Raw genomic sequence first — 11,369 nt, forward strand, 5'->3', positions numbered from 1 at the left:
GGACGGCGCTCGTCCGGTGAACCACCGATTCTTCAGGCTGGTGTGACGGTGTGTCAGCTCAGCGGGCGGCAGAGCACCGCGTCCGGGACGCCGCGGTGCAGCCACTTCCAGGTGTAGGCGACGCCGGCGAGGTACTCGTTGTCGCCGCACTGCCCCTTGTAGTAGCCGGGGGCCCAGTCGCTGCCGGACGAGCCGCCGGTGGCGGGGCGGTTGTCGCCGTGGTCGAACCACAGGGTCCGGGTGGCGGCCGGCAGGGCGGTGGTCGCGGGCGCGCAGAGCAGTGCGGACATCGCGTTGGAGTTCACGCTGTAGCCGACGGCGAAGGTGCCGTCCGGGCACTGGAGCTTGTTGTAGCCGGAGGCCCAGTCGCCGTGGGTCACATAGCGCTCGTCGGTGACGGTGGTCCAGTCGCCGCCGCCGGTCGCGGGCTGCCCGGCGTCGGTGCACAGACCCCGGCCGTCACTGCGGGCGAGGCCCACCAGCCGCTGGCCGTCGGGGCAGTTGCCCTTGCGGTTGCCCGGGCTCCAGTCCGGCCGGGCGAGCATCCGCCGGGAGAGGTCGAGGTCGGCGTGGTCGAGGTCGAGCAGGCCCCAGTGCGGGGCGGGGGCGACCTGGCCGGTGTACGAGGGCGCGGCGATCAGCCGGTTCCAGTACGGTGCGCGCCAGTCGCCCTGGTCCTCCAGGCTGAGCGGGCGGCCGGCGGTGTCGAAGTCGAGCAGTGCCCAACTGTCGTTCGGAACACCGTTGGTGTGCCAGCCGACCAGCGGCCAGACGGCGAAGTCGGTGTCGTTCGCGGCCAGGATCCGGGTGAAGTTGTCGAACCAGGCCTGCTCCTTGGCGTCGGTCGATCCCCGGCCGCCGGCGCCGAACTCACTGATCCACACCGGTGCGGTGAAGTGCTGGCCGGACCGGGTGACGAACAGGGCCTCGTCGTCGACGACCTGCGCCAGCTGCGCCGGGGTGAAGTCCTGGTAGCGGGGGTCGCCCGTGGAGCCGGCGGAGCCGCTCGCCGCGCCCGTGTTCGCCGGGCCGGTGTAGCCGTAGAAGTGCGCCGAGTAGACCAGCTTGCCCGAGTCGATCAGGGCGTTGGAGAGGTTGCGGACCGGGGTCAGCTGCGGCCGGCCGTGGCTGAACACGGCGGCCGGTATCCCGTACCAGTTGATGCCCTCCATGACGACGAGCAGGTCGGGGTCGGTCTGCAGGATCCGGTTCCCGGCCTCCTCGAAGGCGGCGTACTGGTCGTGGCTGTCGCCCAGGCCCCAGTTGGGGTCGTCCCAGGTGTCGCGGCGGACCTCGTTGCGCAGGTCGGCGCCGACCACGCGCTTGTTGTCCTTGTACCGGCCGGCCAGGAAGACCCAGTCGTCGATCCACTGCTGGGTGGACTGGCCGCTGTTCCAGCGCTCGTTGCCGTCCAGGCCGCAGCAGAACCGGTAGCTGGTGGTGTGGTTGTTGAGGATCACCGCGAAGCCGTCGGCGGTCAGCGCCGACACGACCGCGTCGAACACCTGGAGCGGGGTCTTCCCGCGCAGCTGCGGGTTGGCCGCGACGGCGACGTCCGGCACCGTGCTCGGGTCGTGCAGGAGGGCGTTGGCGAAGGGCAGCCGGACGCTGTTGATGCCGAGGCGGTGGAAGCCGCCCAGGATGTCGGCGATCGGGGCCCGGTCCAGGCCGAGCGGCAGGTTGTAGGAGACCTGTCCGGCCTGGTTGTTGGCCGGGTCGGTGGTCGACCCGCTGCCCTGCCAGGTGCCCTGGGCGCCGGCCCAGTTGCCGGACCTGAGCTTGAAGCGGGCGCCGGAGGCGTCGACGATGTAGCGGCCCCGGGTGCTGAGCGGGCCGGTCCAGGAGGCGGCCAGGGCCGGCCCGTCGAGGACCGCCGGGGCCGCCCCGGCCGCACCGGAGGCAGTGGTTCCGACGGTTCCGGAGGTTCCGGCGGCTCCGGCGGTGGTGCCGGTGCCCGCCGTCACGGCGACGCAGGCGAGCAGGGCGGCCCCCGCCGCCAGCGCGCGGCGCGCGAATGTGTTCATGGTCATCCCGGTGGGTGAGGGTTGGTCTGGCATGGATGTGACAACCGCAGGTGTGACAACCATTCATGCCCCGTCCGCCCGGCCGGGACTCCGCAGTGGCCCGGCGCGGCGGACGGTGGGTGCGGGCGCCGGGAGGCGGACGGCCGCCCGGGCGGGCCCGTACCGATGGCCGCGCCGGAGGTTAGCAGCGGCGGCGAGGATGTATGGACAACTCCCGGTGGCGGAAACCGAGCTGTCGGGCGAACTGCGCACGGTGGTCGGTGCGTGTACGGCCGGTGGTGGGCGGGAGAGGGTGAACGGCGGGCGGTGCGAGGGGTCGGGGCCGGGGCCGGTGCGGATCTTCTCAGCGCCCGTCACGCGGACTACGGTGAGGCCGTGGCGGACACCTGGGGAGAATCCGGGCGTCGACGGCACCCCCGACCCGACCGGACCTCGCAGAACGGAACCACCACCATGCCCGACCAGGACCAGCAGCCCGTCGTCTGGGCCCCCGGCACCCACGAGCTGGGGGAGGGCGCCCGGTGGGTGGACGGCCGGCTGGTCTTCACCGACATCCTCGCCGGCCGGCTCCTGGAGGTCTCCGGCACCGCGCCCGGCACACCGCGCGAACTCCTCCGCCTGGACGTGCCGTTGGGAGCGGTGGCACCGGTCGAGGGCCGCCCCGGGTCCTGGATCGCCGCGGCGGGCACCGGCATCGCCCTCCTCGGCCCGGACGGCTCCGCCGAGTGGCTGGCCCGCCCGGAGGAGAATGCCGCGGTTCCCGTGCGGATGAACGACGGCGTCTGCGACCCGCAGGGCCGCTTCTGGGCCGGCAGCATGGCGTACGACGAGACCCCGGGCGCGGGTTCGCTCTACCGCACCGACCACGACGGCACCGTCCACCGCGTCCTCACCGGACTGACCATCGTCAACGGCCCCGCCTTCAGCGCCGACGGCCGACTGCTCCACGTCGCCGACAGCACCGCGGGCGTCATCCACCGGTGCACCCTCGACGCCGACGGCAACCCGCTGGACATGGTGGAGTTCGCCCGGATCACGGACGGCGGATCCCCCGACGGCATGACCGTCGACACCGAGGGCCGGCTCTGGGTGGCGATCTGGGGGAGCGGCGCCGTCCACCGCTACGAGCCCGACGGCACCCTCTCGGCCGTCGTCCCCCTGCCGGCGCCGCAACCCACCTCCGTCTGCCTCCCGCCGACCGGCGGCCGCCTGCTCGTCACCACCGCCCGGCTGGGCCTCCCCGACGCACCGGCCCCGTCCGGCGCCGTGCTCGCCGTCCCCGTCGACGCCGCCGCCCCGGCCGCCGTCGGCTACCGCGCCCGCTGACACCCGGCCGAGGCCGGGCCGGCGGCCGGCCTCGGCTGTCGGTGCCCCGTCCTAGGCTGCGGCCATGAGCATGATCGGGAGGTATCTCCGGCTGAGCGCCGGAGAGTTGGAGCGTGCGGAGCAGGACCCGGAGTGGGCCCGGGAGTTCGCGGAGGAGCTGGACGAGGGCGCGCATGACGGCCGGTCCGGCGGGGCGTGGGCGCGTCTGCACGGCACCGGCAAGGCCTGGCAGGCGCTCGACTTCCTGCTCCGCCGCCGGGAGTTCCCGGTCGATGTCGTGTACGGCGAGGCGGAGCTGCCCGGCGCCGAGGACTGGGGCTACGGCCCGCCGTGCCTGATCACCCCCGAGCGGGTCCGCCTCGCCGCCGGGACGTTCGCGGAGCTGGACCCGGGCCGGCTGACGGAGGGGATCGCCGCCGCCGACCTCGCCGAGGCCCGGATCTACCCGCACGGGCTGTGGGACTCAGAGGACGCGTTGCACCTGGTGACGGCCGAGTACCGGGCCCTGGCCGACTTCCTCGGCGCGGTGGCGACCCGCCGGCACGGGGTCCTGGTCTGGATCGAATGACGACGCCCGGGCGACCGGTCCGCCGGGGTTCACCGAATCTCCACGAGGGGAATCTGCATCCTTCCGCCGATCGGGGGTACCGGGCCAGGACCGTGCCGACACGACGGAAGGACTCCCATGGTGGCCACCACCGGTGAAATGCTCGTTTCCGCCGCTGCCCCGACGGCGGACCCCTACGGGCCTGCGGCGCCCGCGACCGCTCCCGGCGCCGACGAACCCGGCCGCACCCCCGGCGCCGGCCTGCGGGACCTGCTGCCGCCCGAACTCGCGGCGGTGGACGACCCGCGCGAGGTCGCGCCCGCGGACGCCCGGGACCTCACCCGGCAGCTGCTGCGCCGACTGGCCACGCTGGAGGAGGGGACCAGGGAGTACTCGTACGTCCGCGCCACCCTGGTGGAGATGAACCTCTCCCTGGTGCGGTTCGCGATCCGGCGCTTCGACGCGCACCGCGAGCCGAAGGAGGACCTCCTCCAGGTCGGCGCCGTCGGTCTGATCAAGGCCATCGACCGGTTCGACCCCTCGCTCGGTGTGGAGTTCACCACGTTCGCCATGCCGACGGTGCTCGGCGAGATCCGGCGGCACTTCCGCGACACCACCTGGGCCGTCCACGTGCCCCGCCGCCTCCAGGAGCTGCGGATCGCGCTCGCCCGGGCGCAGGAGCGCCTCTCCCAGCGCCTGGACCGCGCCCCGACCGTGGCCGAGCTCGCCGAGCACCTCTCGATCACCCCGGAGGAGGTCGTCGAGGGCCTGACCGCCGCCAACGGCCACACCGCCGGTTCGCTCGACGGCGTCGTCACCGAGGACGGCGACGGCCCCGGGCCGCTCGGCGCGCAGCTCGGCGCCGACGACCACGGCCTCGCCCTGGTCGAGGACCTGGTCGCGCTGAAGCCCCTGATAGCCGCCCTGCCGGAACGCGAGCGCCGCATCCTGTCGATGCGCTTCTGCGAGGACCTCACCCAGTCCCAGATCGGCGCCCGGCTCGGCCTGTCCCAGATGCACGTCTCCCGGCTCCTCTCCCGCACCCTGGGCCAGCTGCGCGACGGCCTGGAGGACGGCTGAGAGGGCCGTCCGGCGCGGAATCCCCGGGCGTGGCGGCCCCTTGACCACAAACCCTTCATTTGGCCGACGGGCACGGCCTCCGTATTGTCGGAGGGCACGGACACGGAGGGGACGACGATGATGCCATCCGACAACGACCCGGGGCACACCACGCTGGCGGCGGTGCCTCCCCACCGTCCCGGACTGGTGGTGGAGACCCGCTCCGCGCCCGGCGGCGCGAAGCTGTGCGTCCTCGTCGGCGATCTCGACATCGAGACCCTGGCACCGGCCGCCGAGGCGCTCGGCGCGCTGGTCGCGCAGGGCCCGGGGGCGGGGGCCGTGGTGATCGACCTCGGCGGGGTGGGCTTCTGCGATTCCTCCGGCCTGAACGTGCTGCTCAGGACCCGGATCGCGGCCGAGCGGGGCGGGCTGGAGCTGCGGCTCGCCGCCGTGCCGCCCTCCGTGATGCGGGTGTTCGACCTGACCGGCGCCGGCGCGGTGTTCTCGATCCACGACTCGGTGGCCGGGGCACTGGCCGGATGAGCCGTCGCGGCCGGCCGTCGCCCGCGGCCGGCATGCGCCGTTCCCGGCGCGCGGCCGGACGTCGGCCTTCGGCCGTTCCCGCGCCTTCGTCCCGGATGCGTACCCTTGTCGCACCCGCAGCGGGCATAATTTCGGGACTGCCGGGAATCCGACCACGCGACAGATCGCCGTCGATCCGAAACGATCCGAAAGGGCGCCCTCGCATGACGATGAGCCGCGGAACCCTGGACGGCGACCCGCACCGGCCAGGTCCCGAGGCACCCCTCGGCGGTCAACGCAGGCGGCTGACCCTGGCCGGACTCCCCAAACCGGTCGCCCACGCCAGGACCTTCACCACCCGGGCACTCGGTGAGTGGTTCCCCTCCGCCCCCGCGCCCGGCGGCGGTGACGGCGCCGCCGACGACCTCGTCCTGCTGGTCGCCGAACTCGTCGCCAACGCGATGCTGCACGGCGACGGTCCGCTGGAACTGGTCCTGCACGTCACCGAGGCCCGGCTGCGGGTCGAGGTCAGCGACCGCAGCCCCGCGATGCCCGAGCTGCGCCGGCCGCACAACCCGGCCCTGCCCGGCGGCCACGGCCTGTTCATCGTTCAGCGGACCGCCGACCGCTGGGGCGCCGAGCCGCACAGCGAGGGCAAGACGATCTGGGCCGAGGTCGGCACCCCTCGGCTGCTCGGGACGGGCTGAGCGCGCCTGCCCGAACGTGCCGGATCGCACGCGTGCCAAGCCGCCGCATGATTCCGGGCGCCCGGGGCAGACGGGCGCCGACAGTGTCGGGCACGGGAAGGGCGGGAGGCGAGGCCGATGTCGGAAGCGGTGGCGGCACACCTGACGATGCGGCTGATCACCGGCGTGGACCGGGGCCGCGACCTGGCCGTCGAGTGCCGGTACGAGGCCGGCGACCCCTACGCGGTCCAGCTGGACTTCGGCGGCGGCGAGGAGACGGTCTGGGTCCTGGCCCGGGAGCTGCTGGCCGCCGGGCTGCGCGGCCCGGCGGGGGACGGGGACGTCCACATCGAGCCCAGCGCCACCGGCCGCCGCGTCCTCATCGCGCTGGGCGGCCAGGACGGTGTCGCGCTGCTCGACACCCCGGCCCGGCCGCTCGCGCGGTTCCTCACCGCGACCGGACGCACCGTCCCGGTGGGCTCGGAGTCCGGCCGGATCGACTGGGACGGCTGGCTGCTCCGACTGCTGTCCGCCTGAGCACAAGCGCATGAACGCACAAGCGCATGAACGCACAAGCCCATCAATAAGGGTATGAACCGCGGCATCCGGGTTAGACGAGCGGACGAAACGACCGATCCGTCAGGAAAGGACCGCCATGACCGACCTGTCCCGCCTCCCCGGACCCATCGAGCAGCAGTGGAGCTGGCAGCTGGAGGGAGCCTGCCGCGGTACGGACAGCAGCATCTTCTTCCACCCCGCCAACGAGCGCGGCAGCGCCGCCAAGGAGCGCGAGGAGCACGCCAAGTCGGTCTGCGCCCGCTGCCCCGTCCGGGTGCAGTGCCGCCGCTACGCGCTCGCCACCCGTGAGCCGTACGGCGTGTGGGGCGGTCTGACCGAGGGGGAGCGCCGTGTGCTGTTCACCGAGTTCGCCGAGACGGGCGCCCGGACCGCGTAGCGCGGCCACTGCGCGCCGCCCCGGGCCGACCGGGTTTGCCCCGCGCCGTGGGTGGTAGACGCAGGGGCGCGGCCGGAGAGCGGCAGGTCACACGACCTCCGCGGCCCCGCCCGCCCGAACCCACCGGGAGGCTTCCGTGATCGTCCTCGGAGTCATTCTGCTCATCATCGGTTTTGTCACAGGCGTCTCGATCCTGTGGACCGTCGGCATCGTCCTCCTCCTCGTCGGTGCCGCACTGTGGATCGCGGGCTCCCTCGGCCACGAGGTCGGCGGACGCCGCCACTACTACTGATGGGGCCGTCGACGGCTGCCGGCCGCCGCCCACGAACAGCCCACCCGGGATGTCCGGCGGCGCCGGGCGGCCGATCCTCGTGCCATGGCCTCGATCGTCGTCCTCTACGAGTTGGACCCCGGGCAGGTGCTCGGCCCGGACGGGGTGGAGCCCGCCGTGCTGGGCGTGCACGCGGCCGGGGCGGACCCCGACGTGCCGGAGGACCCGCTGCCGCGCACCCTGTGCGGGCGGGACACGGCGGGCATGGAACACGCCCACTTCCGGGCGGGTCTCGGTGAGCCCTGGTACCCGCGGGCCCTCGCCGAGCAGCGCTGCCGGGAGTGCGAGCGGTCGCTGCGGTCGTCCTGACGGCCACCGGGGCCGGAACCGACGGCTACCGGAGGCGGAACAGGACGGCCCGCCAGCCCGTGCTCGCGGTGCCGCGCCCCCCGCAGGCGGCCTCCGGGGCCCCGCTCCAGGCCAGGTACGCCGTCGTCAGCCGGAGGTCCGCCGGGCCGGGCAGGCGGGGCGCGCCGGGCCGATCGACGGTGGGGAGCCGGTGCCAGTCGGCGGGGAGGTCCGGTGCGGACCCGCCGTCGCTGCCGACCGCGCCGAACAGCAGGTCCCCGTCCTCGCAGGGGACCAGGTCGCCGCCCAGTGTCAGGTCACGGCCGCCCGAGGCCGATCCCGGGTCGGACGTGGTCTCGATCCACGGGCCGGCCCCGGTCACTCCCCGGAAGTCGTCCACCGCCGCTAAGCCCTGCGCCGCGTCCGGCCACAGGATCCGGACCATGTCGAGCTCGTCCATCGCCTTGGCGCGCACCGATACGAAGACCGCCAGCCGGCTGCCGTCCTGGTCGATCGGGTAGCCGACGAGCCGGTAGCGGCGACTGGGCCGGGCCGGTCAACTCCAGCTGCTGACCCCGACGGGTGCGGCCCCGGCTCCCCTCGGCCGGGGCGGCACCGGCCGGTCGGGTTGCCGGACCGGAGAGTGGGGGAGACTGGCGCGGTGAACCAGTTGCGGGAGATCGTGGCACTCGCCGACGGCGTGCTGGGCCGGGACGTCGTCGGGGTCTACCTCCACGGGTCCGCCGTGCTCGGCGGCCTCCGCCCGGCCAGTGACCTGGACGTCCTGCTGGTCGTCCGGCGGTCGCCGGCGGAGCGCGAGCGGTCGGCCCTGCTCGGGGGCCTGCTCGGGATCTCCGGTTCCGGAGCCGGGGGCGCCGCAGACGCAGACGCAGACGCAGACGGCGGCGACGGTGACGGCGCTCGCCCGGTCGAACTCGCCGTGGTGGTGCAGTCCGAGGTCCGGCCATGGCGCTACCCGCCGGTCTGCGACTTCCTGTACGGCGAGTGGCTGCGCGCCGACTACGAGGCCGGGAGCGTCCCCCGGCCGGAGCCGATGCCGGACCTGGCGCTGCTCATCACCATGGTCCTGGCCGGCGACCGGCCCCTCGCCGGTCCGCCCCCGGCCCGGGTCCTCGACCCCGTTCCGCACGCCGACCTGGTCCGGGCGAGTACGGCGGGCCTCCCCGGCCTGCTCGACGACCTGGAGGGCGACACCCGGAACGTCCTGCTCACCCTCGCCCGGATCTGGAGCACGCTCGCCACCGGCCGGATCAGCTCGAAGGACACCGCCGCCGACTGGGCCCTCGCCCGGCTCCCGCCCGAGCACCGCCCCGTGCTGGCCCACGCCAGGCGGCTCTACCTCGACTGCCGCTACTCCGAGGAGAGCTGGAGCGGGGAACTGCGGTCGCGGGTGCGCCCGCACGCGGACCGGGTGCTCGCCGAGATCGACCGGCTGAGCCCGGGGAGCGGGCCGCGCTGAGGTCTCCTCGCACCGGCTTCCCGGCCCTGTCCCGCCGTCAGCGGGAGCCCCGCGCCGGTGCCCCGGTGGCGGCCGTGCGGCGAAGGAAACCCTCCACCGTCGCGGCGAAGGCGGCCGGGTCGTCCAGCCACGGGTAGTGGCCGCCCCCGGGCTGGACGGCGATCGTCACGTCCGGGAACAGTGGGGCCGCGGCGGCGACGGCGGCCGGGGTGGGCCACGGGTCGAGTTCGCCGGCCAGCAGCAGGACGGGGCAGGGCAGGGCGCCCAGCTGCCGCCGCAGCCGCTCGGTGTCGGGCGTGTAGCCGGCGTAGTAGTGCTCGCTGACCGCCAGCGAGCGCTGGGCCGGGTCGGCGGCGGCGTGGGCCCGGGCGGTGTCGTCCCAGCGGCCGTACATCAGGGGTTCGAAGGCCATCCGGTGCGGGGCGGCCTCGGCGAAGGTCCGGGCGGACTTGACCTTCCGGTAGGCGGCCAGGGCCTCCGCGTGCCAGGGCTCGGCGGCGCGGGCGGCGATCACCTGCTCCGCGCCGAGGTCGGAGGCCGCGCCGACGGCGGTCAAGGACGGGGTGACCAGGACCAGGCCGGTCAGCCGGTCGGGGTGCTCGGCGGCGTACAGGAGGGCGAGGCCGCCCCCGGCGGAGTGGCCCAGCAGGTCGACGCGCTCCAGGCCGAGGTGGCGGCGCAGCGCCTCGACGTCGTCGACCAGGCGGTCGACGCGGAAGGTGCCCGGGTCGGCGGGGGTCGCGGAGGCGCCGGTGCCCCGGGTGTCGGGCAGGATCAGGGTGCGGGTCGCGGCGAGGTCGCCGAGGTCGCCGAGGTAGGCGGCCGCGCGGCCGGGCCCGCCGGGCAGGACCAGCAGCGGCGGGCCGTCGCCCACGGTGCGGAAGGCGAGCTCGGTGCCGTCGTACGAGGTGAAGGTCTCCATGCCGGACAGCCTGCGGGGAGGCCGGCCGCCCCGGCTACTGTTCAGTCACGGCTTAATGATCGGGGGGTGGCGGTTGTGGCGGTGGAGATCCGGCTGTCGGCGGCGGAGGTGGCCCGGGTGCGGCTCGCGGTGTCGCCACTGGCCGAGACGGTGCTCGGCGTGCGGGTGGCGCTCGGCGCGGGCGGCCACCAGGTCCACCTGCCGTGGGTGCGGGAGGCCCGCCCGGTGCTCGCGGCCGAGCCCGAACTGCCGCTGCTGCGGACCCTGCTGGAGGGCTGTCTGCCCGCCTTCCTGTTCCCGCTGCCGGACCGGCGGGTGCCCGACTTCGCCACCGAACTGGCGGGCCTGCGCGCGGTCGACCCCGGCTATGTCGCCGCCGAGTGCGCCGCCGCGCTGGGCCGGGCCCGGGTGGCCCGCGAGCTGCCGGAGCCGGCCGAGCTGCTGGCCCGGGCCGCCGACGCGCTGGACCGCTGCCACGCCCGGCTGGTGGCCCCGCACTGGGGGCGGATGCGCGCGGTGCTGGAGGCGGACCTGGGGCGCCGGGCGGTGGCGCTGGTGGACGCCGGGGTGGAGGGCCTGTTCGCCGAACTGCACGCCGATGTGGTGTGGCGGGAGGGCGAGTTGCTGGTGGGCGGCCGTCGCAGGGCGGCCGCGCCGTGGACGGTCGCGGGCGGCGGGCACGGGCTGGTGCTGATCCCGTCCGTGTTCGCCTGGCCGGACGTGCTCGTCGACCACTCGCCGCTCGCGGCCGCCTCGATCCGCTACCCGGCGGCCGGCGTCGGACTGCTCTGGGAGCGGCCCCGACCGTCCTCGGAGGGGCTGTCCGCCGTCCTCGGCCGCACCCGGGCCGCCCTGCTGGACGCGCTCGCCGAACCGCTGAGCACCCCCGAGCTCGCCGACCGGCTCGGGGTCAGCCCGAGCGCCGTCTCCCAGCACCTGGGCGCCCTGCGCGGCGCCGGCCTGGTGAGCACCCGCCGCACCGGTCGCACCGCTCTCCATCTGCGCACCGTCAGCGGGACGGCGCTCACCGGCGGTGCCGGGAAGGCCGCCTGACGCACCGTCGGACCGGCCGCGCAAGCTCCGTGGGGGTGTTCCGGTGCGGACGGATTGAGTACGAATACTCAGGCGGGCGGCGGCCGGGCGCGGCAGGATCGGCGGCATGATCGGACCTCAGTACGGCAGCAGGGGCGGACGGCGGAGCGGGGAGGCGCCCCCCGTCGGCCGGCGCC

Annotated in this window: 14 protein-coding genes; 11 read left to right on the forward strand and 3 right to left on the reverse strand. The window is 75.0% G+C overall.

Annotation, left to right across the window (positions count from 1 at the left end; genetic code table 11):
- Positions 1-53: 53 nt before the first annotated feature.
- Entirely contained in the window at positions 54-2,030 is a 1,977-nt protein-coding gene (locus OG715_RS40330; RefSeq protein WP_407661073.1) for a glycoside hydrolase family 5 protein, read from the reverse strand.
- Positions 2,031-2,477: 447 nt separating this feature from the next.
- On the opposite strand from OG715_RS40330, the gene OG715_RS40335 reads away from it, so the two are divergent.
- The 9 genes from OG715_RS40335 (at position 2,478) to OG715_RS40375 (ending at position 7,759) form a co-directional block, all read left to right on the forward strand.
- Positions 2,478-3,350 (forward strand): SMP-30/gluconolactonase/LRE family protein, encoded by an 873-nt coding sequence (locus tag OG715_RS40335; protein ID WP_266272222.1) that lies wholly within the window; start codon positions 2,478-2,480, stop codon positions 3,348-3,350.
- Positions 3,351-3,414: 64 nt separating this feature from the next.
- Positions 3,415-3,918: a YfbM family protein gene (locus OG715_RS40340; RefSeq protein ID WP_266272221.1), complete on the forward strand. Its 504-nt coding sequence runs from the start codon at positions 3,415-3,417 to the stop codon at positions 3,916-3,918.
- A gap of 117 nt (positions 3,919-4,035) precedes the next feature.
- Positions 4,036-4,977, forward strand: a complete 942-nt coding sequence (locus tag OG715_RS40345) for an RNA polymerase sigma factor SigF (protein WP_266272220.1) — start codon at positions 4,036-4,038, stop codon at positions 4,975-4,977.
- A gap of 117 nt (positions 4,978-5,094) precedes the next feature.
- Positions 5,095-5,499, forward strand: coding sequence for an STAS domain-containing protein (locus OG715_RS40350; RefSeq protein ID WP_266272219.1), 405 nt, complete (start codon positions 5,095-5,097; stop codon positions 5,497-5,499).
- 203 nt (positions 5,500-5,702) lie between these two features.
- A complete protein-coding gene (locus OG715_RS40355; protein WP_266272218.1) occupies positions 5,703-6,185 on the forward strand; it encodes an ATP-binding protein in 483 nt (160 codons plus the stop codon).
- Positions 6,186-6,302: 117 nt separating this feature from the next.
- Positions 6,303-6,701, forward strand: a complete 399-nt coding sequence (locus OG715_RS40360; RefSeq protein ID WP_266272217.1) for an SsgA family sporulation/cell division regulator — start codon at positions 6,303-6,305, stop codon at positions 6,699-6,701.
- Positions 6,702-6,819: 118 nt separating this feature from the next.
- Entirely contained in the window at positions 6,820-7,119 is a 300-nt protein-coding gene (locus tag OG715_RS40365) for a WhiB family transcriptional regulator (protein WP_266272215.1), read from the forward strand.
- Positions 7,120-7,255: 136 nt separating this feature from the next.
- Positions 7,256-7,411, forward strand: a complete 156-nt coding sequence (locus OG715_RS40370) for a DUF6131 family protein (protein WP_266272214.1) — start codon at positions 7,256-7,258, stop codon at positions 7,409-7,411.
- 84 nt (positions 7,412-7,495) lie between these two features.
- Complete coding sequence (locus tag OG715_RS40375; protein ID WP_266272212.1) at positions 7,496-7,759, forward strand: hypothetical protein; 264 nt, start codon at positions 7,496-7,498, stop codon at positions 7,757-7,759.
- A 25-nt stretch (positions 7,760-7,784) separates the two neighbouring features.
- Here the strand turns inward: OG715_RS40375 and OG715_RS40380 are convergent, their stop codons facing one another.
- Complete coding sequence (locus OG715_RS40380; protein ID WP_266272211.1) at positions 7,785-8,198, reverse strand: hypothetical protein; 414 nt, start codon at positions 8,196-8,198, stop codon at positions 7,785-7,787.
- Positions 8,199-8,399: 201 nt separating this feature from the next.
- Here OG715_RS40380 and OG715_RS40385 point away from each other — a divergent pair, with 201 nt between their 5' ends.
- Positions 8,400-9,218 (forward strand): aminoglycoside adenylyltransferase family protein, encoded by an 819-nt coding sequence (locus OG715_RS40385; protein WP_266272210.1) that lies wholly within the window; start codon positions 8,400-8,402, stop codon positions 9,216-9,218.
- A 37-nt stretch (positions 9,219-9,255) separates the two neighbouring features.
- On the opposite strand, the gene OG715_RS40390 is transcribed toward OG715_RS40385, so the two are convergent.
- Complete coding sequence (locus OG715_RS40390) at positions 9,256-10,140, reverse strand: alpha/beta fold hydrolase (RefSeq protein ID WP_266272209.1); 885 nt, start codon at positions 10,138-10,140, stop codon at positions 9,256-9,258.
- Between the two features lie 66 nt (positions 10,141-10,206).
- Between OG715_RS40390 and OG715_RS40395 the strand changes: the two genes are divergently transcribed.
- Positions 10,207-11,193 carry a DUF5937 family protein gene (locus tag OG715_RS40395; protein WP_266272208.1) on the forward strand — a complete coding sequence of 329 codons (987 nt, stop codon included), beginning with the start codon at positions 10,207-10,209 and terminating at the stop codon, positions 11,191-11,193.
- Positions 11,194-11,369 lie beyond the last annotated feature (176 nt).

Origin of the sequence: Kitasatospora purpeofusca (genome assembly GCF_036010405.1) — a bacterium.
In the GTDB taxonomy this organism is placed as follows: domain Bacteria; phylum Actinomycetota; class Actinomycetes; order Streptomycetales; family Streptomycetaceae; genus Kitasatospora; species Kitasatospora purpeofusca.

Coding starts and splice junctions, on each gene's coding strand:
- OG715_RS40335 (WP_266272222.1), top strand. CDS start 2,478: ATGCCCGACCAGGACCAGCAGCCCGTCGTCTGGGCCCCCGGCACCCAC.
- OG715_RS40380 (WP_266272211.1), bottom strand. CDS start 8,198: ATGGACGAGCTCGACATGGTCCGGATCCTGTGGCCGGACGCGGCGCAG.
- OG715_RS40375 (WP_266272212.1), top strand. CDS start 7,496: ATGGCCTCGATCGTCGTCCTCTACGAGTTGGACCCCGGGCAGGTGCTC.
- OG715_RS40330 (WP_407661073.1), bottom strand. CDS start 2,030: ATGACCATGAACACATTCGCGCGCCGCGCGCTGGCGGCGGGGGCCGCC.
- OG715_RS40355 (WP_266272218.1), top strand. CDS start 5,703: ATGACGATGAGCCGCGGAACCCTGGACGGCGACCCGCACCGGCCAGGT.
- OG715_RS40340 (WP_266272221.1), top strand. CDS start 3,415: ATGAGCATGATCGGGAGGTATCTCCGGCTGAGCGCCGGAGAGTTGGAG.
- OG715_RS40365 (WP_266272215.1), top strand. CDS start 6,820: ATGACCGACCTGTCCCGCCTCCCCGGACCCATCGAGCAGCAGTGGAGC.
- OG715_RS40390 (WP_266272209.1), bottom strand. CDS start 10,140: ATGGAGACCTTCACCTCGTACGACGGCACCGAGCTCGCCTTCCGCACC.
- OG715_RS40350 (WP_266272219.1), top strand. CDS start 5,095: ATGATGCCATCCGACAACGACCCGGGGCACACCACGCTGGCGGCGGTG.
- OG715_RS40360 (WP_266272217.1), top strand. CDS start 6,303: ATGTCGGAAGCGGTGGCGGCACACCTGACGATGCGGCTGATCACCGGC.
- OG715_RS40345 (WP_266272220.1), top strand. CDS start 4,036: ATGGTGGCCACCACCGGTGAAATGCTCGTTTCCGCCGCTGCCCCGACG.